The following is a 22,779-nucleotide window of genomic DNA, read 5'->3' as shown; positions in this document are numbered from 1 at the left end:
GCCGCGCGGGCTGCGCGCTATGGGGTGCGCAGGCGTTCGGCGAGCATGGCCGCCTGGATGCGGCGGCCGACGCCGAGCTTGCCGAGGATGGCGGAGACCCGGTTCTTGACGGTCTTCTCGGCGAGGAAGAGGCGTTCCGCTATCTGCCGGTTGGTCAGGCCCAGGCCGATCAGGTCGAGGATCTCCCGTTCGCGCGGCGAGAGCCGTCCGAGGTCGGCGGTGGCGTCGGCGTCCGGCCCGGGCGCGGGTTCCGGCGCGGGCTCGGAGCCGCGGATGCGGGCCATCACCCGGCTGGTCATCCGGGGGTCGAGCAGCGACCTGCCGGTGGCGACGGTGCGGACGGCGCGCACCAGGTCGGAGCCGCCGATCTGCTTGAGGACGTACCCGGCGGCGCCCGCCATGATGGCGTCGAACAGGGCCTCGTCGTCGTCGAAGGACGTGAGCATCAGGCACGCGAGCTCCGGCATGGCGGCCCGCAACTCCCGGCAGACCTCCACGCCCTCGTGGTCCCCGGCGCCGCCGAGGCGTACGTCGAGGACGGCGACGTCGGGCCGGGCGGCGGGCACCCGGGCGAGCACCTCGCGGGCGGTCGCCGCCTCGCCGACCACCTCGATGTCGGGTTCGGTCTCCAGCAGGTCCCGGACCCCGCGCCGGACGACCTCGTGGTCGTCGAGGAGGAAGACCCGGATGGGCGGGGCGGCGTTCACGGGCGGTCTCCTGGGGCAGGGGCGGGAGCTGAGGCGGCGTCAGTATGGCACCGGGGCGGCAGGGCCGAAGGGCCCTGGTCCCCGGGGGCCGAAAGGCCCTGGGCGGGCCCCCGCCGCGCGTGGTCGACTCGGCTCGCGCCCCGGACGCACCGGCCCGGGACGCGGCCCGGCCGTCCCCCGGGCCGCCGCCCGCCGGTGCGTCCCGGAGGCGTCCACCGGCCGGTCGGCAGGGGCGAGCGGGGCCGAACGGCCCTTCCCCCGCCGCTTCCTGGGGCATGTACTGCGGAGAAGTCCCCTCCTCCTCTGGCTCTGGAAGGCACCGTGAACGACGACGCCGCTCTCGCCCCCGTCCCGGTCCCGCACTCCCCCGGCGGCGCCCGGCGCACCCTGCGGCTGGACGCCGCCGAGGCGCTGCGGCTGCTCGGCTCGGTGCCGTTGGGCCGGATCGTGTTCACCCGGCGGGCGCTGCCCACCGTGCGGCCGGTCAACCACCTCGTGCACGGCGGCGACATCATCGTCCGCACCCATGACGACACGGAGCTGGCGGTGCTGGCCCTCTCGGGCGCCGCCGACGACGGCCGGGGGGTGGTCGTCGCGTACGAGACGGACGACATCGACGTGGACGCCCGGCTCGGCTGGAGCGTGGTGGTGACGGGCTTCTGCCGGCTGGTGACCGATCCCGCCGAGGCGGCCCGCTACCGGGCGGCGATCCGGCCGTGGACGGACCGGGCGCTGGACCAGGTGGTGCGGATCCGGCCCGACCTGGTGACTGGTGTCCGGCAGGTGGCCGCGGACTGAGCCGTGCGGTGGGCCGGGCGGCCGGGGTCCGGCGCGTCCGGGCGGGCCGCGCGGGCGCCGGGTGGAGGATCGGCCGGACGCCAGCGCGGAACGGGAGAGGGGCCACCGGCATGGAGAACGGACCGTCGTCGGAAGGGCGGTACGGCGAGACCGTGTTCCGGCCGGAAGCGGCCGGCGAGGGCGAGCGGATCGACTTCGGGGCCCTCGCGTACGACGCGGTGACCCTGGCCCGGCTGCGGGCGCTGGGGGCCGGCCCGGGGTGGCGCTGCCTGGACGTGGGGGCCGGTACGGGCACGGTCGCGCGGGCGCTGCTCGCCGAGGCGGGGGTGGCGGGCGTGCTGGCCGTGGACCGGGACACCCGGTTCCTCGCCGCGCACCCGGTCCCGGGCCTGGAGGTGCTGGCGGCCGACGTCACCGAGCCGGGCGCCGTGCCGGGCCGCTTCCGGCTGGTGCACGCGCGGTTCGTCCTGATGCACCTGGCCGCGCGCGAGCGCCTGATCGGGGCGCTGGCCGCTCTGGTGGAGCCGGGCGGGGTGCTGGTCCTGAGCGACGCGGTGGACCTGACGACCGGCGCCACGCCCGACACGCCGTACGCGCGGGCGATGCGGGCGATGTGGCGGGGGCTGGGCGACACGATCGGCACCGACGTGTCGTGGGTGCCCGGGTACCCCCGGCTGCTGGCGGAGGCGGGGCTGACCCGGATCGGCGCCGAACTCCACGTACCGCCGCTGCTGCCCGGCAGCCCGCTGAGCCGCTTCTGGGCGGACACCTGGTCCCGGAGCCGGGGGGCGATGACCGCCACCGGCCTGATCGACGACGCGGGCGTCGACGCGGCGATCGCCTATCTGGCCTCGGACGACTGCGCCGCCCTGTCGGCCGGAATGCTGACGGTGTGGGGATGGCGGGCGCCGGAGGGGGACCGAGGTCCTTCCCCGGCCGGGGCGTTCAGCTCCCGTCCGGGGCCGGTCGGCGGCGGAGGTACCCGGCCGCGGCCGTGACAAGCAGGGCCATGCAGCCGATGAAGACGAGTCCGGCGCCCTCCAGGCCGAGGGGGTCGGCGAGCAGGCCGACGCCGATGACCGGGATCGAGATGCCCGCGTACGCGACGACGAACAGGGCCGAGATGACCGCCGCCCGCTGGTCGGGCGGCGAGGCGGCGGCGACGGCGGAGAGGGCGGCGCGGAAGGCGAGGCCCTGGCCGGTGCCGCCGACGAGCGCGGCGAGCACCACGAAGACCAGCAGGTCGGTGACGAGCGCGCAGCCGAGGAGCAGCAGGCCCGCGAGGAGCACCACGCAGCCCAGCGGCAGCGAGCGGGCGGTGCCGAGGCGCCCGGCGGCGACCTGTCCGCCGGTCGAGGCGAAGAAGGCGAGGGCGACGACGAGGCCGACGACGGCGTGGTTGTCGACGTGCAGGTAGCGGCCGAGGAAGGCGGGGCTGACGGAGGTGAAGACGCCGAACAGCGCGAATCCGGCGAAGGAGGCCACCGCGGCGGGGACGAACACGGCCCGCACCCGCGCCGGGAGCGCCGGGCGGCGCGGCCGTACGGCGCTGAGCGGGCGCCGGTCCGGCACGGTCTCCGGCAGCAGGAGCAGGAGCAGCGCCGACAGGACGACCAGGCCCAGGTGCACGGCGAAGGGCAGCAGCAGCGGTTCGGGCGCGTACTCGGCGAGCAGCCCGGCGAGCAGCGGGCCGCAGCCGAGGCCGCCCATGTTGGCGGCGGTGGCGACGAGCGTGGCGCCCGAGGCGCCGCCGGGCGGGGCGAGCTCCATCACGTACGCGCTGGCGGCGCCGGTGAACAGGCCGACGGACACGCCGGACAGCAGCCGGCCCGCGTACAGCCAGCCGAGGGAGTCGGCGGCGAGGAAGCAGCCGGCGCTGGCGGCGGCGAAGGCCAGTCCCGACCAGAGCGCGGGGCGGCGGCCGACGGTGTCGGAGGCGTTGCCGGCGAGGAGGAGGACGGCGATGACCCCGAAGGCGTAGACGGCGTAGACGACGGTGACGGTGAGTTCGGAGAAGCCGAACTTCTCCTGGTACAGCGGGTAGAGCGGGGTCGGCAGCGTCGTCCCGGTCATGCAGACGACGAACACCAGCCCGCCCAGCAGACACCTCGTCCAGCCCTGCCGCCGCTCCTGCGCCATGCCGGCGACCGTAACCCGGCCGCCGCCGGGCGGCGCGGCGGCACCGCGCGCCCGCCCGGGTGATCCCGTACCGGCCGGTGGCGCCGCCGGTCACTCCGGATCCTTCCGGGTGCCGGACCCGGTGCCCGCGCCCCTACGGTGTCGGCGGCGTCCGCCTGGGCGGCCGATCCGCGGACCGGGGAGCAGCGATGCCGATGACCTCGACCTTCCTCGGTGACCGGGAGCGCGCGCTGCTGGCGGCGGTGGGCTGCGGTCTGCGGGACGACGAGATCGCCGCCCTGCTGGCCGTGCCGGAGGCGGTGGTGGCCGAGCGGCTCGCGGGACTCCTGTCGCGGCTGGGGCTGCGGGACCGCCCGGCGGCCATCGTGCACGCCTTCGACCGCGGGCTGGTGCTGCCGGGGCGGGGGCCGCGCTCCGGTCCCGCCGAGGCGGCGGTCGGTGGTCCGGCGGCGGGGGCGGCGGCCGGTGGTCCGGTGGCCGGGGCAGCGGGGGCGGCGACCGGTGGTCCGGCGGCGCGGATCCGGGTGTCGGTGCTCGGGCCGCTGGAGGTGCGGCGGGACGGGCGCCCGCTGGGTCCGGGGCATCTGCGGCGGCAGGCGGTGCTGGCGGCGCTGGCGCTGGGCGGCGGGCGGACTCTGAGCCGGACGGAGCTGCTGGAGGGCGTGTGGGGGACGGAGCCGCCGGCGGCGAACGTGGTGCCGGTGTACGTGTACCGGCTGCGCCGGGTGCTCGGCGGGGGCGACGGGGATCCTGAGGCGCTGATCGCGCGCGACCGGCACGGCTACCGGCTGGTGGCGGGCGCGTTCGACGTGGACGCCGTCCGGATGGAGGAGCTGGCCGGCCGGGCGGGGGCGGCGGAGCGGGCGGGCGGGGCGGCGGAGGCGGTGCGGCTGTACGGGCGGGCGCTGGGGCTGTTCCGGGGCGAGCCGCTGGCGGGGCTGCCCGGGCCGCTCGCCGAGCGGGAGCGGCTGCGGCTGACGGAGCGCCGGATCGTCCTGGCGCGGCGGCGGGCGGAGCTCCTGGGGCGGCTGGGGCGGTCCGCCGAGGCGGTGGCGGAGCTGTCCGCGCTGTTCGCCGCGCACCCGTTGAACGAGCAGGTGGCCGCGCTGCTGATGCGGGCGCTGTGCCGGGAGGGGCGGCGGGGGGACGCGGCGGCCGTGTTCGACCGGGCGTCCCGGCGGCTCGCCGAGGACCTGGGGGTGGCACCGGGCGGGATGCTGCGGCGGACGCGGCGGCTGGTGCTGTGCGGGGACGGGACCGGTCCTGGCCCCGTCCCCGTCCCCGCGCCGGGCGCCGGTCAGGAGGCGAAGGAGCGTTCCAGCCGCGGGATCAGGTCCCTGAGGTCGGCCTCCCAGCACCAGGCGTTGTGCCCGCCGTTGCAGTTGGTGCCCCAGGCGGATCCGTCGCCGTAGTTCACGTAGTAGTAGGGCAGTCCTTGGGCGTCGAGGGCGGCCTTGACGTGCTTGGCGGCGCCTTCGAGCCAGAACTCGGGTTCGGTGGGGACTCCGGCGCCGTTGCCGACGTAGATCGAGACGCCGACGCCCTTGAGCCGGTCCACGTGGGCGGCCGGGTCCACCTCGTTCCAGCGCCAGTCGGCGTTGAAGATGGGGTACGGGGAGCCGAAGGCGGCGTCGCTGTCCACGCCGGGCTTGTACGGGGAGTCGTTCGGGTCGCAGGAGCCGGACGAGGAGCCGCAGATGGCGCCGGTCGCGTCGATGAGCGAGGCGACGACGGCGAGCCGCAGGTCCATGGACCTGGCCGACAGGTCGATGTCGCCGGACAGGGACGCCGTCTGGCCGAACAGGTCGGGGCGGGCCTGGGCGTAGTGGAGGGCGCCGAAGCCGCCCATGGAGACGCCCGCGATGGCGCGGGCCTTCTTGGCGGCGATGGTCCGCAGGTTCGCGTCGATGAACGGGATGACCTGCTTGAGGTGGAAGTTCTCCCAGTTCTGGGCGCCGAGCACGGTCTTCTGGTTGAGCCAGTTCGCGTACCAGCCGCGGGCGCCGCCGTCCGGGATGACGGTGATCATCGAGTCGGAGGTGCGCAGCGCCGGGTAGTTCTGGACGACCGGGTCGTCGGGTGAGCCGTGCAGGAAGTAGAGGACCGGGTAGCGCCGGTTCGGGTCGGTGTAGTAGCTCTTCGGCAGGATGATCTTGATGTGGTGTCTGCCCGTCACCTCGGGTGTGGTGACGGTGAGATGGAACTCGGTGGCGTTCCCGTTCGGGGCCTCCACCTGGGTCAGGCCGAAGCCGTCGGCCATCGGCGGCGGGTCGGTGCCCTCGGAGGCGCCGGAGGCAGTGGCTGCCGGGACGGCGGTGGCGGCGGAGGCGGTCGCGGCCTGGGCCGGGTCCGCCGCCGGCAGGGCGACGGCCACGGCGGCGACCGTCGACGCCGTCGCCACCGCCAGGCGCCAGGCGCCGGACGTGTGCGCTGTGCTTCTCATGGTGTTCCCCCTCGTCGGTCCAGGAGCTTCGTCAGTCCAGGAGCTTGGTCAGTCCAGGATCTTGGTCCGCAAGGCCGGTGAGGCCGCGATCTGCTCTTCGGTGTAGCGCTCGGTCACCCACTGGCCGGCCGAGAACAGCCGGGTCTGGTCGGCGTAGTGGGGCGAGGTCGGGTCGGCGGACTGGGAGTAGGCCAGGACGGAGGACGCCCGCGGCGGGCCCTCGGCCGTGAACGCGACCTGCTGGATGAAGCTGGACCCGAAGGTGATGTCGAACACCCCGTTCACCTGGCCGGGGGTCACGACGTTGAGCACGCCCAGCTCGTGGACGGCGCCGTGGATCGGGATCCCCTCGCCGTTGCGGGTGACCTTCTGGACGTCCGACAGGGCCGCGTTCAGCGGGATGCCGGCCTGGCGCATCGCGAGGACCGCGCGGGCGAGGGAGTCGCGTACGGCGTTGTTGCCGGGGTCCAGCGAGTTCGGCGTGTGCACCGGGTCCTTGGGGTCGAAGGGCACCTTCCACGGCAGGGCCTCGACGCCCTTGCCGCCGGCCAGCCGGTACCAGTAGTTCTCGAAGAGCCAGGAGCCCCGGCTGTCGAGGGTGAAGTCGTGGCTCTTCCAGGCGGCGAGGACCGGGCAGGCTTCGCTGATGTTGACGAGGTTGCCGTCGACGAGGACGAGCCCGAAGGGGGTGTCCTGGCATGCCTTCACGGTGGCGTTCAGCGCCAGGTCGGCGGCCCGGCTGTTGTCCGCGAACAGCAGGGCGCGCATGTTCTCCGGGGTGAAGCCCCGGCCGGGCAGGCCGTCGTTGCCGTCGATCCGGTTCCGCGCGGTGAGGATCAGCTCCTGGGTGCGCAGCGAGCGGGGCGCGCCGGTGTCGCCCATGACGCGCGGGAAGGAGAGCGGTTCCTCGGGGTTGGCCAGCCAGGCGCTGTCGTTGGCGTTGCCCACGAAGTCGGAGCGGATCAGGCGCGGCTGCTTGCGCGGGTCGAGCAGGCCGGGGGCGACCGCGTTCGGGTCGTCCGGCCAGTCGCAGGCGGCGCGCTTGCCGTCGAAGATCGAGATCGGGGGCACGTTCGGCAGCCGGAGCGTCTGGTGGAAGAGGAGTTTGCCGGTCTCGGTGAGGCAGGAGGCGGCGTGCTCGTCGGTGATGTTGGGGGTGGCCTGGATGTCCGCGTAGAGGGCGTCGCCCTTGCGGTCGGCGGCGATGGTGTTGAAGAAGGGCACGCCCTGGGTGGTCTCCAGGGTGTTCACCACGTCCCGCACGTCCTTGGCCCGGTCGAGGTGGAACCAGGTGTTCAGGGCCCGCAGGTTGTCCCTGTTGACGTCGCGCACGGCGTGGGCGCTCACCACCCAGGGGAGGGCGATGCCCTGGACGGAGGCGGTGACGGGGCCGTACCGGGTGGACCACAGGGTCCGGGAGACGGTGCCGAGGGAGCCGTCGGCGTTCCGCACCTGGACGGTGACCCGTTGGGAGGTCATCTTCTCCCAGGCGCCGTCGACCAGGTAGGACGTGGGGTTGAACGGGTCCACCTGGACGTCGAAGAGCCCGAACGGCGCGACGGTGGCGACCGTGTGGGTCCACGCGACGTCGTCGTTGTGGCCGATGTTCACGGCGGGCAGGCCGAGCAGGCTGGCGCCGGAGACGTTGACCTGGCCGGGGATGGTCAGCTGGCTCTGCCACATGCGGTTCTTGCCCTGCCAGGGGAAGTGCGGGTTGGCGAGCAGCATCCCCGTACCGCCGGAGACGCCCTGGGAGCCGACGGCCAGCGCGTTGCTGCCCAGGCCGTCACGGCGGCTCGCCGCCATGGCGTCGCGGATCTTCCGCGCGGTCTCCCGCGCGTCCTGGGCGCGCCGCGCGGCGGTGGGCGGCTTCGCGGCGGCCGCGGCGGAGGCGGCGGCGCCGGGCGGGGCGGCGGTCACCAGGCCGTCGAGCAGCGGGTCGGCGGTGCCCATGATGATCTCGGCGTGCGCGTGCCGGTAGACGTCGAGCTCCGTGAGGGGCCGCACCCAGGCGGCGCCCCGGCAGGCGGGGTCGGTGATGCCGTCCACGCCGGTCTCGGCCAGATAGCGGTTGTAGCCCTGGACGTAGCCCCGGATGGCCTCCTTGACCTCCGGCTCCGGCCCGTTGGGCGCGGGCTGCGCGAGCAGCCGCTCGACCACCCGGTCGTCGTTGACGCGCTGGAAGTACAGGTCGCTGTTGAGGTTGGTGGTGCTGTTCTGGCTCTGGCCGGGGCTCGCCTTGCCGTCGGGGCCGAAGTAGCGCGAACGCTGGGCGTTGACCATGACGTACGTGTCGGCCAGGGTGCAGATGTTGTCCTTGGCCGCCGCGTAGCCGTAGCCCGTGCCCAGGCCCTCCCAGGTGGAGGCGATGATGTGCGGGATGCCGTACTCGGTGTAGCGGATCGTCGGCTTGTCCGGCCCCGCCGCGGCGGGGCCCGCGGGCGGTCCGGTGAGCGCCGTCGTGCCCGTCACCGCGACCGCGACCGCGGCCATGACCGCGATCGGCAGTCTCGCCCGTGCTCTCCTGCGCGCCATCGAACCGTCCCTTCCGGTGGGTGGCGGCCTGCGGGCGCCGCCTGCTTCGCGGCCCGCTCGACGGGGCGCGTCCGAACGCGGCCAGGCTAGGGAAGGGCGATGAAATCCCGATGACACCTCCGCCCGTGTGAAGCGCGGGCCCGGGCGGCCGGACGCCGCGCGCGTCTGCGCGTCCCGTCCGGCGCCGTCGGTTAGCGTCGCGAGCCACGTTCGGAGGACGTCGGAGGACGTCGGAGCACATCGGAGCCCAGGTGTCCCTGCCCTTCCCGCCGGAACCGCCCGCCCCGTCCCCGGCGCCCGGCAGGCCCGACCGGTACGCGGCGGGCCGGGCCCCGGCCGCCGGTCCGCTGTTCGTCACCCGGCGCGGCGCCCTGCGCGCCCTCGCCGGGATCGGCGGGGCCGTCGCGCTCGGCGCCGCGGCCTGCGGGCCCGAGGGGGCCGCCGATCCGGGGCCGACGGGCGCGGCAAGCAGCCCGGCGGCCCCGACCGTGGGGCCCGGCGGGAAGCGCCGGTTCGGCGCCGAATGGGACAGTCACACCCGTACGTTCATGTCCTGGCCGGCGCTCGTCTCGGTGTGGGGCGACGACCTGCCGTCCGTACGGGAGGACATCGCGGGGATCGCGCGCGCGGTGGCGGAGTTCGAGGCGGTGGTGATGATGGCCCGCCCGGAGCAGGTGGCCGAGGCCCAGCGGGCCTGCGGCGCGCAGGTCGAGGTCATCCCGCTGGCCGTCGACGACCTCTGGGCCCGCGACACCGTACCGGTCTTCGTGGAGGACGACGGCGAACTCATCGGCGTCGACTTCAACTTCAACGGCTGGGGCGACAAACAGGAGCACGCCAACGACGCGCAGGTGGGCCGCAAGCTGCTGGCCCGCTACCACATCCCCCGGGAGCGGGCCCCGCTCGTCGCCGAGGGCGGCTCGTTCGAGACCGACGGCGAGGGCACGCTCCTCATCACCGAGAGCTCGATCGTCAACGTCAACCGCAACCCGGGTAAGAGCAGGGCGCAGATCGAGGCCGAGCTGATCGACACCCTGGGCGTCGAGAAGGTGGTGTGGCTGGCGGGCGTCCGCGGCGAGGACATCACGGACGCGCACGTCGACAGTCTCGTACGGTTCACCGCGCCCGGGGTGGTCCTGCTCGACCAGGCGTTCCCGGGCACTCCCCCGGACTCCTGGTCCCGCTCGGCCGACCAGGCCCGCTCGGTGCTGTCCAAGGCGACCGACGCCCGGGGCAGGCGCTTCGAGATCGTCGACCTGCCCCAGCCCGACCTGGACAAGATCACCGGCGAGGGCGCCGACTTCGTGTCGACGTACGCGAACTTCTACGTCGCCAACGGCTCGGTCTTCCTGCCGAAGTTCGGCGACACCCAGGCGGACGCCCGCGCGAAGGGGATCCTCCAGGAGCACTTCCCCGGCCGGGAGGTGGTGCAGCTGCAGATCGACACCATCGCCTCCGGGGGCGGCGGCATCCACTGCGCCACCCACGACCAGCCGGGCAAGCCGGCGGCCTGAGGGGCTCGCGGGATACCGGGCGGCGGCATCACGCGATGCCGCCCGGCGTCGCACGATGCCATTCGGCGCCGCGCGACACCGTGTGGCATCGCACGGCGCCACATGGCGCCAAGATGGCGCCATCAAAGGCTTGCAATGGCGCCATCCCGGTGCCACTATGGTGCACATGGACCTGACCCCCTTCGTCGATCACCTCCGCCGGGAGCTCGCGGTCGCCGCGAACGCCGGCGGGGACGAGGCCCGCGCACTGGCCGAGCGGCTCACCGCGCCGCTGGAGTCGGCCGCGCGCCTGACCCTGCTCAACGCGCTGTCGGCGGCCTCGGACGAGATCACCCGCGACCTGGCCCCGGGCTCGGTGGACGTGCGGCTGCGGGGGCTCGACCCCGAGTTCGTGGTGACGGCACCGCCCGCCTCCGAGTCCCTCGCCGTGGACCCGGCCAGCCTCACGACACCGAGGGTGTCGCCCATGGCGCCACCGATGGCGCCACCGGTGGCGCCCGTGGCCCCGTCCCTGGCGGACGCCGACGACGGGACGACGGCCCGGATCAACTTCCGGCTCCCCGCGCCGCTCAAGGCGCGCGTCGAGGAGGCGGCGGGCCGGGACGGCCTCTCGGTCAACACGTGGCTCGTCCGCGCGGTCGGCGCCGCCCTGGAGCCGGGCGCCGGCGCGGCCGGACCGGCCCCGCGGGCCTCCGGCAACGGCCAGAGCTACCAGGGCTGGATCCGCTAGCCGCAGCCCACCGCCGCAGACGCGGCCACACACTCTCCCACCTGCGGAAACACCCAACAGAGCCAAGAGGACGGGACAGCCATGCCTTCTTACGACACCCCCGAACCCATCAGCGCGGTCCTCGACTTCGAGGTGGCCAAGGTGCGGCTCACCGCGAGCAAGCGGGGCACGACGGTCGTCGAGGTGCAGCCGAGCAACGGCGCCGACGACTCCGACGCGCGGGCCGCGCAGCAGACCGCGGTCACCTTCGCCAACGGCGTCCTCGCGCTCAAGGGCCCCAAGAAGCGCGGCCTGTTCGGCAAGCAGGGCTCCATCGACGTGACCATCGAGCTGCCCGCCGGCTCGCACCTCCACAGCAACGCGCCGATGGGCGACTACGTGACGGAGGGCCCGCTCGGCGAGTGCCGGATCAGGACCAGCTTCGGCGACATCCGGATCGACGAGGCCGCCTCGGTCAACCTGCGCACCGACTTCGGCGACATCCGGATCGACCGGGCCGTGGGCGACGCCGAGATCCACGGGGCCGGCCGGGTCGACATCGGCGAGGTCACCGGCACCGCGACCGTCAAGAACGGCAACGGCGAGACCGTCATCGGCGAGATCACCGGCGACCTGAAGGCCAACTCGTCCAACGGGCGCATCACCGTCGGCGTCGCGCACGGCTCGGTCGACGCCAAGGCGGCCAACGGCGCCATCGGCGTCCAGCGGGTGACCCGCGGCGTCGTCAACCTCCAGACCTCCGTCGGCGACCTGGAGATCGGCATCCCCGCGTCCACCGCCGCCTGGCTCGACGCCCACTCCAAGTTCGGCACCCTCCGCAACTCCCTCGACGCGGCGGCCGACCCCGGCCCCTCCGAGGAGACCGTCCAGATCCACGCCCGCACCAGCGTCGGCGACATCGTGATCCGCCGCGCCTGAGCTCCCAGGAAGGGAGAGCGCCGCCCATGACCGCGACCACCGCGGGCCGGGCCGTCACCACGGCCCGGCCCGCCATCTCCGCCCACGGCCTCCACAAGGCGTACGGCGACAGGACCGTCCTCGCCGGCATCGACCTCAGCATCGCCGAAGGCACCGTCTTCGCCCTCCTCGGTCCCAACGGAGCCGGGAAGACCACCACCGTCGAGATCCTGTCCACGCTCGTCGAGCCCGACGCCGGGCGGGCCAGCATCGCCGGCCACGACCTCGCCGAGCGGCCCGACGGGGTGCGCTCCGCGATCGGCGTCACCGGCCAGTTCGCCGCCGTCGACGCGCTCCTGACCGCGGAGGAGAACCTCCTGCTGATGGCCGACCTGCGGCACCTGCCCCGCGCCGAGGGCCGCCGTCGGGCCGCCGCGCTCCTGGAGCGCTTCGAGCTCACCGACTCCGCACGCACCCCGGTCTCCACCTTCTCCGGCGGGATGCGCCGCAAGCTCGACCTGGCGATGACGCTGGTCGGCGAACCGCGGATCATCTTCCTCGACGAGCCGACCACCGGCCTCGACCCGCGCAGCCGCCGCACCATGTGGGAGATCATCCACGGTCTGGTCGCCGACCAGGGCGTCACCGTCTTCCTCACCACGCAGTACCTGGAGGAGGCCGACCAGCTCGCGGACCGCGTCGCCGTCCTCGACCGGGGCCGACTGGTCGCCGAGGGGAGCCCGGACGAGCTCAAGCGGCTGATCCCCGGCGGGCACATCCGGCTGGCCTTCGCCGACCTCGCCGCGCTCGACTCCGCCGCCCGCCACTTCGGCGCCGCGGCGCGCGCCCCCGAGGAGCTCACGCTCCGGGTCCCCGGCGACGGCACCGTCGCCACCCTGCGGGCCGTCCTCGACGTGCTCGACGGCGCGGGACTGCGGGCCGAGTCGCTGACCGTGCACACGCCCGACCTCGACGACGTGTTCCTGACCCTCACCGGTCACGGGACGCCCGACTCCACGACGGAGATGGCCCGATGAGCGGCACCCTCACCTACGCGGTCAGCGACTCCCTGACCATGCTGCGGCGCAACCTCAAGCACGCCCAGAGGTACCCGTCGATGACGATCTCCACGGTCATCATGCCCGTGCTGATGCTGCTGATGTTCAACTACGCCTTCGGCGGCGCCATCGGAGCCGGGATCACCGGAGCCGGGGACGGCGCGTACATCGACTACGTCGCCCCCGGCATCATCCTGATGGCCGCCACCGCGGGCGCGGTCGCCACGGCGGTCGGGGTCTGCGTCGACATGACCGAGGGGATCGTCAACCGCTTCCGCACGATGTCGATATCGCGGGCCGCGTTCCTCACCGGGCACGTCGTCGGCAACGTCCTCCAGACGCTGATCGCGGTCGCCCTGGTCATCGGTGTCGCTCTCGCCATCGGCTTCCGGCCCGACGCCTCCGTCCTCGAATGGCTCGCCGCCATCGGCCTGCTGGCCCTCCTCGTCCTCTCCCTCACCTGGCTCGCCGCCGGCATGGGCCTGGTGGCCAGGACCCCCGAGTCGGCCAGCAACGCGCCCCTGCCGTTCACCTTCCTGCCCCTGCTCGGCAGCGCCGTCGTGCCGACCGACACCATGCCGACCGGACTGCGCTGGTTCGCCGAGTACCAGCCCTTCACCCCCGTCATCGAGACCCTGCGGGGGCTCCTCATGGGCACCCCGATCGGAAACAGCGGCTATCTCGCGCTCGCCTGGTGCCTCGGCCTCACCCTCGTCGGCTTCCTCTGGGCCCGCACCGCCTTCGGCCGCACGGCCAAGCGCTGACCCACGCTCCTGGGGGGGGGCGAGGATCCCGGCACCGGATCCCGGCGGCGGATCTCGTCGGTGGTCTTGCGCGGCCGGGCATGGGTCTCTAGTGTCCCGCGTAATCGTTAGGAATATTTCCTAACGATTACGCGGCCGCCGGGATCCGGACCCGATCCGCCCCCACTGGTGCACCACTTTCACCCGAGGACGTCCGATGTCACAGGCACATCAGCACCGCTCCCCGCATCACAGCCGTCGCTGGCGCCGCCCCCTCGCGGGCTTCGTCGTCACCGCCACCGCCCTGGCCGGGCTCTCCGCACTCGGGCCGACCGCGGGCGCCGCCCCGGCGGCCGACCCGGCCGTCCCGTTCGGCGGCCACACCCGGCCGTACGCCACCGGAATCCTCAAGCCCTCCGGCACCCAGGCGACACTCGACCAGAAGGTGGTCGACTACTACAACAAGTGGAAATCGGCCTTCGTCCGCCAGAACTGTGGCAATGGCTGGTACCAGGTGATCTCCCCCGACGCCGACCACCCCTACGTCGCCGAGGCGCAGGGCTACGGCATGGTCATCACCGCGACGATGGCCGGTGCCGACCCGAACGCGAAGAAGATCTTCGACGGGCTGACGAAGTGGGTGATCGACCACCCGTCCTCGATCAACCGTGATCTGCTCGCCGCCGAGCAGGACACCTCCTGCAAGAGCGTCAACGGCGGCGACGCCGCCACGGACGGCGACCTGGACGTGGCGTACGGGCTGCTGCTGGCGGACAAGCAGTGGGGCAGCTCCGGCACCTACGACTACAAGGCGCTGGCCCTGAAGCACATCGCCGCCATCAAGAAGGACGAGCTCAACCCGACGACCAAGCTGCTGAAGCTGGGTGACTGGACCAGCTCGGGCGACCAGTACTACTACATCTCCCGCACGTCGGACTGGATGGTCGACCACTTCCGCGCCTTCCGCACGGCGTCCGGCGACTCCACCTGGGACGGTGTCATCAGCGCCCACCAGAACGCCGCCGGCACCCTGCAGTCGGCGTACGCCGGCAGCACGGGCCTGCTGCCCGACTTCGTCGTCAACACCAACTCCTCGCCGAAGCCGGCCCCGGGCAAGGTGCTGGAGGACGCGAACGACGGCGCCTACTGGTGGAACGCCTGTCGCACCCCGTGGCGCATCGCGGACGACGCCGTGACCAGCGGCGACAGCAAGTCCCTGGCGCAGGCCCGCAAGATGAACACCTGGATCAAGAGCAAGACGGGCGGCGACCCGAAGAAGATCGCCATCGGCTACAAGCTGAACGGGACGCAGATCTCCTCGGGCAGCGAGGCGGCCTTCTTCGCGCCGTTCACGCTCGCGGCGATGACCGACCCGGGCAGCCAGGCGTGGCTGGACGCGCTGTGGAACAAGATGGTGGCGACGCCGATCGACACCGGAAGCTACTTCTCGGCCAGCATCCAGCTCCAGGTCATGATCACGGCGTCCGGCAACCACTGGGTCCCGTAGTCCGTCCCGTCGCCCCGGGGCCGCCGTCCGAGGGGCGGGCGGCGGCCCCGGGTGCCAGGCTGAGGAGGGGGACCGTATCCGCGCGCCCGCGCGCGCCGTGGAAGGGACTGCCCCGTGATCACCACCGACTTCACCCCCGGCGCCCCCTGCTGGCTCGACCTCGGCAGCCCCGACGTGCCGGGCGCCGCGGCCTTCTACGGGGCGGTGCTCGGCTGGGAGTACGAGCCCATGGCGCCTCCCGAGTCCGTCGGGGCCGGCGAGGAGGCCCAGGGCGGCATGTTCCGCAAGGACGGCCGGGTCGTCGCCGGGCTCGGCCGGCTCACCGAGCCGGGGGCGCGCTCGGCGTGGATGATCTACTACGGCGTCGCGGACGCCGACGCGACGACCCGGGCGGTCGAACAGGCCGGGGGCGCGGTCCGGGTGGCGCCCCGGGACCTCGACCGGTGGGGCCGGATGGCCCAGTACAGCGACCCGCTGGGCGGCCAGTTCGCCGTCTGGCAGCCGGGTGAGGTCAAGGGCGCCGAGCTGCTGGACGTACCGGGCTCGCTGTCCTGGACCGAGCTGTACACGAGCGACGCGGCGGCGGCCAGGCGGTTCTACGCGGACGTCTTCGGCTGGTGGTACAGCGACATGGAGATGCCGGGCGGCGAGGGCACGTACACCCTGATCACCCCCGCCGGGCAGCCCGCCGAGCGGATGCACGGCGGCCTCCTCCAGCTCTCCTCCGACCAGCTCGCCCTCGCGGGCGGACGCCCGTACTGGCACCCGGTCTTCGCCGTCACGGACTGCGACACCGCCGTCGCCGCGGCCACCGCCGCGGGCGGCACGGTCCAGATGGGCCCGGCGGACGTGCCGGGCGTGGGCCGCCTGGCCGTGTGCCTCGACCCGTCGAACGCCGACTTCGTGGTCCTGGCGGCGGAGGAGAGCTGACGGATCCCGTCCCGGCCGCGCCGCCGACCCGCTACCGTACCGGCGAGTAGGGGCGGTGCGGCCGTCCCTCGGACTCCCCGTACGGGGGTGAGGGGTGAGGGCGATGGAGCGGCGGCGGAGGCTGGAGGAGAGTGCCGTGGTCGGCGCTTCTCCCGCGCGGGTGTACGCGCTCGTGTCGGAGCTGCGGAACATGGGGCGCTGGAGCCCCGAGTGCCGCGCCGTGTGGGTGCGGCCGGGGGCGGGGGCCGGGGCCCGGTTCGTCGGGTTCAACCGGCGGGGGCCGTTCGTCTGGTTCACCGTGGGGCGCGTGGTGGAGGCGGTGCCGGAGCGGGAGTTCGTCTTCGACGTCGGCGTGTTCGGGCTGCCGATCGCCCGCTGGGGCTACCGCTTCGAGGCGGCGGGCGAGGGCACCCTCGTCACCGAGTTCTGGGAGGACCTGCGCTCCGGTGGTCCCCGCGGCCGGTCCGCCGACCTGCTCGGCACGGTGTTCGCCGGGACGAACCCGGCCCGCCGGGTCGCCCTGAACCGGGCGGGGATGCGCGCCACCCTGGCCGCGATCGCCGAGACCGCGGCCCAGGGCCGGCCGGGGGTGTGACCCGTCCTCACACCCGGACGCGGGTGCGGGAGAGGGCCGCCGAGCGCCAGGCGGGGCGGAGCCCCGCCGTCGCCGGGCCCGAGAGCCGGGGGTGGTGGGTCTCGGCCTCGCGGTCCCCGTACAGCATGGTCACGTTGACCCGGAGGTTCTCGTAGCCGGGGTGGAAGCGGACCGCGTCCGAGGCGTGGAACAGGTCGGAGTTGAAGATCACCGCCCGGTTGTGCCGGTACGGCACGGTGACGCTGCGGGAGCGGCGGCTGCGCAGGAACGGGCGGATCAGGTCCTGCCGTCCGTTGTAGCTGTCGAAGCCCCAGGACAGCGGGGCGTCCACGTCGTGCACCACCAGGCCGCCCGAGTCCGGGTCGGCGTTGGCGCTGTCCGGCGTGATCCAGAAGTTGACGTTGACCGCGGCGAAGTCGGCGTGCGTCGTGACGTCGGCCGGGACCTCGGGGCCGCATTTGAAGCCCCAGATCTGGCGCAGCGGGTACCGCTCGCCGATCAGCTCCGGCAGGGCGTCCCGCAGCTCCTCGGCGATCTGCATGAGCAGCGGGTTGACGAACCCGTCCTGCATGAGCGAGCCGAGCCGGCCGTGGTCGTAGCGGTTGCCGAACCAGATCGTCGACTCCAGGCAGAACCGGTACAGCCCGTCCAGCGCCTCCTCGGTCAGGAAGTCGTCGACGGTGACCACGCCCGGCGCGTTCGCCAGGTACTCCCGCTGGACGGCCGCCGGATCCCACCGCGCGGACAGTGCCCGGTCCACGCGCGGGGTCTCCCGGACGTGCAGCAGCCGGTTGTACGTGCCGGTGAGGCCCGGGTGCGCCTCGGGGTCCAGCCGCTCCCGCGCGTCGGGGCCCCGCTCCGCGAGCCGCGCGTGCGCCTCCTCGTAGGCGGCGATGACGTCCGCGTACGCGGGGCCCAGGACGCCGAGCCCCCGCAGGTGCCGCAGCTGGGCGAGGTCGTGCCGCAGCTTGGGCACGCTCAGCGGCACCAGCGAGCGCGCCGCCGGGTCGTCCGCGCCCCAGCGCAGCCGCGCGAACAGCCGGGCGCAGCCCTCCGCGAGGGTGAAGTCGCACTGTTCGAGGGCGGCCGTCACGGCGTCCGGCAGCCAGTCCTCCAGCGGGCCCGCGCCCGTCACGGCGGGGTCCTCCGCGGCCTCGTCCCACCGTCCGGCGGCGAGCAGGAGCAGGACGGACTCGCGGTGGGCCGTCGGGTCCGCGGGCCCGGCCCGCAGGGCGTCGGCGAGGGCGCGCGCCCGCTCCTGTGTCCGGCCGGAGCCGGTGGCCGCCCGCACCCGGGCGACCACCGGACCGGCTTCCCATGTGCTGCCCACCCGCGTCACCCGAGCCGGAACGCGCCGCGGGCGCGGAGCTCCACCGCGTACCGGGCGAGGCCGTCGAGCGTCACCGTGACGTACGGCGGCGCGAAGTCGGTGCCGATCGCGTGGACCTCCTCGACCTGGGTGGTCCTGATCCAGGTGGTCCAGGTGATGGAGGTGAGCGGCGTGATGCCGCGCGGCTCGATCGCGGTGCCCTCGCGGGCCGCCTCCCCGTCGGGCCTGGCGCGCTCGTCGCCGCAGAGGGTGTGCGCGGCGTGCAGGTTGACGAAGTAGTGCAGCAGGTCCTCGGTCAGACCGTGAATGCCGGTCTCCGCCGCGCAGCCCTCCAGGAGGGCGGCGACGACGTCCTCGCCGCCGTGGCTCACCGTCGCCGCGCAGAAGTCGGTGAGGAAGGCGGCGCCGGTGGGCACCCGGTCGGTGTGCTCGTGGATGTAGTCCTGGAGCCAGCGGACCAGCCGCGGGTTGGCGAAGACGGTGTAGACGAGCCGGTCGGTGAGCAGCGCCTGTGGGGCGGTGACCGGCGGGACGTCGAGGTATTCGGTGAGGATCCGGGACGGGCCGGTGATGAACTGCTCGCGCAGCAGGAAGTCGGTCTCCATCGCCTGGAACAGGGCGTCGATGCGGCGCACGTTGGCGGCGCGGACCATCATGACGGCCCCTTGGGCGCCCCGGCTCCGCTCCCCCGGCCGCCCGTCGGGCTGCCCGCCGGTCCGTTCCGGAACCCGGTCCACGGGCACGTCCAGGGTCCTCTCCGCGGTGGTCTCCATGCTCTTCTCCTTCGGTGCCACGCCATGGGTGGGGGTCGTGGGCCGGGCGCAAAAGATCCCGGGCGACCCGGCCCGCGCCCATCGATACCAGCCGACGCCCGGGACACCGGGGAGCCGTCACCCGACGCCCCCCGACTGCATCCCAACAGCGGGCGCGCGCCGGGGGCACCGACGGGGCGCCCGGGCCCGAGGGGAACCACCGGGCACCGCTTCGCCGCGATCAACGAAGGGCTGTTCCTGCCGGGAGCGTCGGCCCCGCATGTCATTCTGGCCGCGATCAGGTCAGCGGGTCGAGGGGAGACAGGGCCGATGGGGGCTGCGTACTACCGGGCCGACAGCGAGAGCGGCGACCATATCGAGGACCCGTCCGAAGACGCGCTGTTCCTGCTGATCGACGACCTCGACGACTCGGGCAACACCTTCGTCGTCATCCAGCCCGACGAGGACGACCCGGCATGGTTCACCTCGGTCACGGTCCTGGCGGAAGGCGGCTACGAGGTCGTCCGGAGCGACACCACACGCCACGAACACGACGTCGCTGTCGAGACCAGCATCGACCGGATCGCCCGCGGCCTGACCATCTGGATGGCAGCGCGCAACAGACGGCCCACCCAGCACACCGGCAGATCCGAAACCGGCGGCTCGGCACCCGTGCCTTCGCCGGCATGCGCCTGCCAGACAACCGTCCGCGGAGAAGGTGGCGCTGCCGGCTCACCGGACACCCCCTAGCGCCAGTCGTCCCAGGGCGGCTCCTCCTCGTCGAACGGGGGCTCCTCGTCCGGGTCGAAGGAGGGGGCGCCGTCCTGTGGCGCCGGGCGGGCGGGGGTCCGGCGGCCGGCGGCTGCGGGTGCGGTGGCCGGGGGCTCGGTGGCGGCCGGAGTCGAGTCGGTGGCCGGGGCGGCGGCGGTGTGCTCCGCCAAGGTGTCGAGGACGCCCTGGCCGTACTTGGTCAGCTTGGCCTCGCCGACGCCGCCTACCGTCCCCAGTTCCTCGATGGTGCCGGGCAGGCGGGTCGCGATCTCCCGGAGGGTCGCGTCGTGGAAGACGACGTACGCCGGGACGCCCTGCTCCTTGGCCGCCGCGCCGCGCCAGGCGCGCAGGGCCTCGAAGACCGGGACGGCGGCGGCCGGAAGGTCCACCGGGGCCTTGGCGCCCTTCGCGGAGCGGGAGCCGGACTCCTTGCGGGAGGCCGCGGCCGGGGCCTTCTCCTTGCGCATGGGGACGCTGCGGCGCCCGCCGAGCACCTCGCCGCTGCCGTCGGTGAGGACGAGCGTGCCGTAGTCGCCCTCCACGGCGAGCAGGCCCTGCGCCAGCAGCTGGCGCACGACGCCGCGCCACTCCGACGTGCCGAGGTCCGCGCCGACGCCGAACACGGACAGCCCGTCGTGGTCGAACTGGATGACCTTGGCGGTCTTCTTGCCCTGGAGGATGTCGATGATCTGGCCCGCGCCGAACTTCTGGCGCCGCTCCTTCGCCAGCCGCCACACGGTGGACAGCAGCTTCTGCGCGGCGACCGTGCCGTCCCAGGACTCGGCGGGGGTCAGACACGTGTCGCAGTTGCCGCAGGGCTCCGCCTGCTGCCCGAAGTAGGCGAGGAGCCGGACCCGGCGGCACTCGACGGTCTCGCAGAGCGCGAGCATGGCGTCCAGGTGGGCGGCCAGCGAGCGGCGGTGCGCCTCGTCGCCCTCGGAGCCGTCGATGAGCTTGCGCTGCTGGACGACGTCCTGCAGCCCGTACGCCAGCCAGGCCGTGGCGGGCGCCCCGTCGCGGCCCGCGCGGCCCGTCTCCTGGTAGTAGCCCTCGACGGACTTCGGCAGGTCCAGGTGGGCCACGAAGCGCACGTCCGGCTTGTCGATGCCCATGCCGAACGCGATCGTCGCGACGACCACGACGCCGTCCTCGCGCAGGAACCGCGACTGGTTGGCGGCGCGCGTCGCCGCGTCCATGCCCGCGTGGTACGGCACGGCGTCCACGCCGTTCTCCACGAGGAAGGCGGCGGTCTTCTCGACCGAGGCCCGGGACAGGCAGTAGACGACGCCCGCGTCCCCCTCGTGCTCGGTACGGATCAGGTCCAGGACCTGCTTGAGCGGGCTGTTCTTCGGCGCGATGCGGTACTGGATGTTCGGCCGGTCGAAGCTGGCGACGAAGTGCCGGGCCTCCTGGAGGCCCAGCCGCCCGGCGATCTCGGCGTGCGTGGCCTCGGTCGCCGTCGCGGTCAGCGCGATCCTCGGCACCTTGGGCCAGCGTTCCTGGAGCATCGACAGGGCCAAGTAGTCAGGCCGGAAGTCGTGGCCCCACTGGGCGACGCAGTGTGCCTCGTCGATCGCGAAGAGCGAGATCTTCCCCCGGTCGAGCAGCCGCTGCATCCCCTCCGTACGCAGCCGCTCGGGCGCCAGATAGAGGATGTCGAGCTCGTCCGCGAGGAACGCCCGCTCGACCTCCTGCCGCTGGTACCCGTCCTGGGTGGAATTGAGGAAGCCGGCCCGCACACCGAGCGCGGTGAGCGCGTCCACCTGGTCCTGCATGAGCGCGATCAGCGGCGAGATGACCACGCCGGTGCCCTCTCTGACCAGCGCGGGAATCTGGTAGCAGAGCGACTTGCCGCCGCCGGTCGGCATGAGCACGAGGGCGTCGCCGCCGGCGACGACCTGCTCGATGATCTCTTCCTGCTCGCCGCGGAAGGAGCCGTAACCGAAGACGCGGTGCAGTACTCGCAGCGCGTCGGAGGTCTCGGGGGAAGCGTCGGTGAGGGCCATTCGAAAAGCCTAGCCGCCCGGACCGACACCCTGGGACCGCCCGCCGCGGCCTGTGGATAACTCGGACCCGGACCGTACGGACCCCCATCCGCGCCCCGGCCGCGCCCCGGGCACGCAACTTCCCGGCCGCCCCCGGCGTCCTTCCGCTCAGCGGGGGCGCAGGGCCGTGCCGCTCATGGAGCAGACCAGGGAACGGGACAGACGATGAGCGAGAAGGCTCGGATCCTCTTCGACGCGCTCGACCTCGACCAGGACGGCACGCTCACGCGGGCCGAGGTGATCCGCGCGCTGCGCGCCAAGGGACCGACGCTCGCCGCCCAGGGGGTGATCCCGGCCTGGGGGGTGGGGGACGACGACGCCTCGTCCGCGCTGTTCGACCAGGCCGACCAGAACGGCGACCGGGTGCTCAGCTTCGCGGAGTTCGCGGCCCTGGTGAACCGCCGCTTCGGCTGGTGACCGGCTCGTGATCAGCCAGGTGACCGGCTGGTGAACCGGCTCAGGGGGTCGTCCGCACGGGGAAGCTGAAGGTGTGGCCGCGCTGCTTGAGCCAGGGCAGCACCTGGTCCAGGGCGGCGACGGTCTGGCGCCGGTCGCCGCCGCCGTCGTGGAAGAGGATCGTCGGGCCGTTGGACAGCTCGTTCTTGACCGTGCGGACGATCGAGGCGGTGCCGGGGCGCTCGAAGTCCTTCGTGTCGACGTTCCAGCCGAGCGGGCGCATCCCGGCCGCCGCGGCGATGCGCCGGCTGTCGGGGGTGAACGCGCCGCCCGGGGCCCGGTAGTACTCCACCTTCGCGCCGCCGGACGCGTCCTCGATGAGCTTCTTCGCGTCCAGGATCTGCTTCTTCTGGTACGCGACGGACTTGCGGTCCATCGAGGTGTCGTGGTCCATGGTGTGGTCGCAGAGCCGGTGGCCCTCGGCGACGATCCGCTTCACCAGCTGGGGGTGGGCCTTGGCGTTCGGTCCGACCATGCAGAACACGGCCTTGACATCGTTCTCCTTCAGGATGTCGAGCATCTTGGGAGTCCACCGGGGGTCGGGGCCGTCGTCGATCGTGATGTTGACGGCGGAGCCGCCCGCCTCGGCGGCGTGCGCGATGCTCACCGGCACCTGCTCCGGGCGCACCCGCTCGGGCCCCTTGTCCGTCTGCCCGCCGCGCTCGCCGGGCGCGCTCGTCCCCGGCGCGGCCCCGGCTCCGGATCCGGACGCCGCGCCCGGATCCGTCAGCGCGGCGGCGCCCCACGCCGCCAGGCTCAGACCTATCGCCGACGCCACCACCGCTATGTGGGTGGTGTACGTGCGCTTCTCTCCCATGGAATGCCCACT

20 protein-coding genes and 1 pseudogene are annotated in these 22,779 nt (G+C 73.8%); 13 read left to right on the top strand and 8 right to left on the bottom strand.

From position 1 onward, the window contains the following. Positions 1-17 precede the first annotated feature (17 nt). On the bottom strand, positions 18-707 hold the full coding sequence (locus AB0C99_RS06520) for a response regulator transcription factor (protein WP_362470199.1): 690 nt from the start codon (positions 705-707) through the stop codon (positions 18-20). A gap of 321 nt (positions 708-1,028) precedes the next feature. On the opposite strand from AB0C99_RS06520, the gene AB0C99_RS06515 reads away from it, so the two are divergent. Beyond that, positions 1,029-1,505, top strand: coding sequence for a pyridoxamine 5'-phosphate oxidase family protein (locus AB0C99_RS06515; RefSeq protein ID WP_362470197.1), 477 nt, complete (start codon positions 1,029-1,031; stop codon positions 1,503-1,505). A 110-nt stretch (positions 1,506-1,615) separates the two neighbouring features. Then, a complete protein-coding gene (locus tag AB0C99_RS06510; protein ID WP_362470194.1) occupies positions 1,616-2,503 on the top strand; it encodes a class I SAM-dependent methyltransferase in 888 nt (295 codons plus the stop codon). Here the strand turns inward: AB0C99_RS06510 and AB0C99_RS06505 are convergent. Beyond that, complete coding sequence (locus tag AB0C99_RS06505; RefSeq protein WP_362470191.1) at positions 2,451-3,644, bottom strand: MFS transporter; 1,194 nt, start codon at positions 3,642-3,644, stop codon at positions 2,451-2,453. The genes AB0C99_RS06510 and AB0C99_RS06505 overlap by 53 nt on opposite strands. A gap of 188 nt (positions 3,645-3,832) precedes the next feature. Between AB0C99_RS06505 and AB0C99_RS06500 the strand changes: the two genes are divergently transcribed. Next, complete coding sequence (locus tag AB0C99_RS06500; protein WP_362470189.1) at positions 3,833-5,056, top strand: BTAD domain-containing putative transcriptional regulator; 1,224 nt, start codon at positions 3,833-3,835, stop codon at positions 5,054-5,056. Here AB0C99_RS06500 and AB0C99_RS06495 read toward each other — a convergent pair. Beyond that, entirely contained in the window at positions 4,942-6,087 is a 1,146-nt protein-coding gene (locus AB0C99_RS06495; RefSeq protein ID WP_362470187.1) for an alpha/beta hydrolase-fold protein, read from the bottom strand. The two genes, AB0C99_RS06500 and AB0C99_RS06495, sit on opposite strands and share 115 nt — an antisense overlap. Before the next feature lie 48 nt (positions 6,088-6,135). Then, a complete protein-coding gene (locus tag AB0C99_RS06490) occupies positions 6,136-8,622 on the bottom strand; it encodes a penicillin acylase family protein (protein ID WP_362470184.1) in 2,487 nt (828 codons plus the stop codon). Between the two features lie 347 nt (positions 8,623-8,969). Here AB0C99_RS06490 and AB0C99_RS06485 point away from each other — a divergent pair, with 347 nt between their 5' ends. The 8 genes from AB0C99_RS06485 (at position 8,970) to AB0C99_RS06450 (ending at position 16,596) form a co-directional block, all read left to right on the top strand. Then, positions 8,970-10,136: an agmatine deiminase family protein gene (locus AB0C99_RS06485; RefSeq protein WP_362470265.1), complete on the top strand. Its 1,167-nt coding sequence runs from the start codon at positions 8,970-8,972 to the stop codon at positions 10,134-10,136. Positions 10,137-10,302: 166 nt separating this feature from the next. Further along, complete coding sequence (locus AB0C99_RS06480; RefSeq protein WP_362470181.1) at positions 10,303-10,866, top strand: hypothetical protein; 564 nt, start codon at positions 10,303-10,305, stop codon at positions 10,864-10,866. A gap of 81 nt (positions 10,867-10,947) precedes the next feature. Next, a complete protein-coding gene (locus tag AB0C99_RS06475) occupies positions 10,948-11,784 on the top strand; it encodes a DUF4097 family beta strand repeat-containing protein (RefSeq protein WP_362470179.1) in 837 nt (278 codons plus the stop codon). A gap of 26 nt (positions 11,785-11,810) precedes the next feature. Further along, the gene (locus tag AB0C99_RS06470) at positions 11,811-12,800 is read left to right on the top strand and encodes an ATP-binding cassette domain-containing protein (RefSeq protein ID WP_362470176.1); all 990 of its coding nucleotides are present in this window, start codon (positions 11,811-11,813) and stop codon (positions 12,798-12,800) included. After that, positions 12,797-13,585, top strand: coding sequence for an ABC transporter permease (locus AB0C99_RS06465; RefSeq protein ID WP_362470173.1), 789 nt, complete (start codon positions 12,797-12,799; stop codon positions 13,583-13,585). Before AB0C99_RS06470 ends, AB0C99_RS06465 begins: the two co-directional genes overlap by 4 nt. A gap of 196 nt (positions 13,586-13,781) precedes the next feature. Further along, a complete protein-coding gene (locus AB0C99_RS06460) occupies positions 13,782-15,071 on the top strand; it encodes a glycosyl hydrolase family 8 (RefSeq protein WP_362470170.1) in 1,290 nt (429 codons plus the stop codon). Between the two features lie 114 nt (positions 15,072-15,185). Beyond that, positions 15,186-16,001, top strand: coding sequence for a VOC family protein (locus AB0C99_RS06455; protein WP_362470167.1), 816 nt, complete (start codon positions 15,186-15,188; stop codon positions 15,999-16,001). Between the two features lie 103 nt (positions 16,002-16,104). Beyond that, positions 16,105-16,596, top strand: a complete 492-nt coding sequence (locus AB0C99_RS06450) for an SRPBCC family protein (RefSeq protein ID WP_362470164.1) — start codon at positions 16,105-16,107, stop codon at positions 16,594-16,596. 7 nt (positions 16,597-16,603) lie between these two features. On the opposite strand, the gene AB0C99_RS06445 is transcribed toward AB0C99_RS06450, so the two are convergent. Then, the gene (locus tag AB0C99_RS06445) at positions 16,604-17,926 is read right to left on the bottom strand and encodes a hypothetical protein (RefSeq protein WP_362470162.1); all 1,323 of its coding nucleotides are present in this window, start codon (positions 17,924-17,926) and stop codon (positions 16,604-16,606) included. 5 nt (positions 17,927-17,931) lie between these two features. Then, on the bottom strand, positions 17,932-18,699 hold the full coding sequence (locus AB0C99_RS06440; protein WP_362470159.1) for a hypothetical protein: 768 nt from the start codon (positions 18,697-18,699) through the stop codon (positions 17,932-17,934). Positions 18,700-19,008: 309 nt separating this feature from the next. Here AB0C99_RS06440 and AB0C99_RS06435 point away from each other — a divergent pair. After that, positions 19,009-19,311: pseudogene (locus tag AB0C99_RS06435) on the top strand (hypothetical protein); the annotation flags it as partial. Positions 19,312-19,424: 113 nt separating this feature from the next. Here the strand turns inward: AB0C99_RS06435 and recQ are convergent. Continuing rightward, positions 19,425-21,455, bottom strand: coding sequence for a DNA helicase RecQ (recQ, locus tag AB0C99_RS06430; RefSeq protein WP_362470156.1), 2,031 nt, complete (start codon positions 21,453-21,455; stop codon positions 19,425-19,427). A gap of 204 nt (positions 21,456-21,659) precedes the next feature. On the opposite strand from recQ, the gene AB0C99_RS06425 reads away from it, so the two are divergent. Next, positions 21,660-21,911 carry an EF-hand domain-containing protein gene (locus AB0C99_RS06425; RefSeq protein WP_362470154.1) on the top strand — a complete coding sequence of 84 codons (252 nt, stop codon included), beginning with the start codon at positions 21,660-21,662 and terminating at the stop codon, positions 21,909-21,911. A 40-nt stretch (positions 21,912-21,951) separates the two neighbouring features. On the opposite strand, the gene AB0C99_RS06420 is transcribed toward AB0C99_RS06425, so the two are convergent. Continuing rightward, positions 21,952-22,767, bottom strand: a complete 816-nt coding sequence (locus AB0C99_RS06420; protein WP_362470151.1) for a polysaccharide deacetylase family protein — start codon at positions 22,765-22,767, stop codon at positions 21,952-21,954. Positions 22,768-22,779 lie beyond the last annotated feature (12 nt).

Origin of the sequence: Streptomyces sp. NPDC048659, from assembly GCF_040650575.1 — a bacterium.
Lineage (GTDB): Bacteria > Actinomycetota > Actinomycetes > Streptomycetales > Streptomycetaceae > Streptomyces.
Note: the sequence above shows the minus strand (reverse complement) of the source record. Positions and strands in the feature narration are given on the sequence as shown.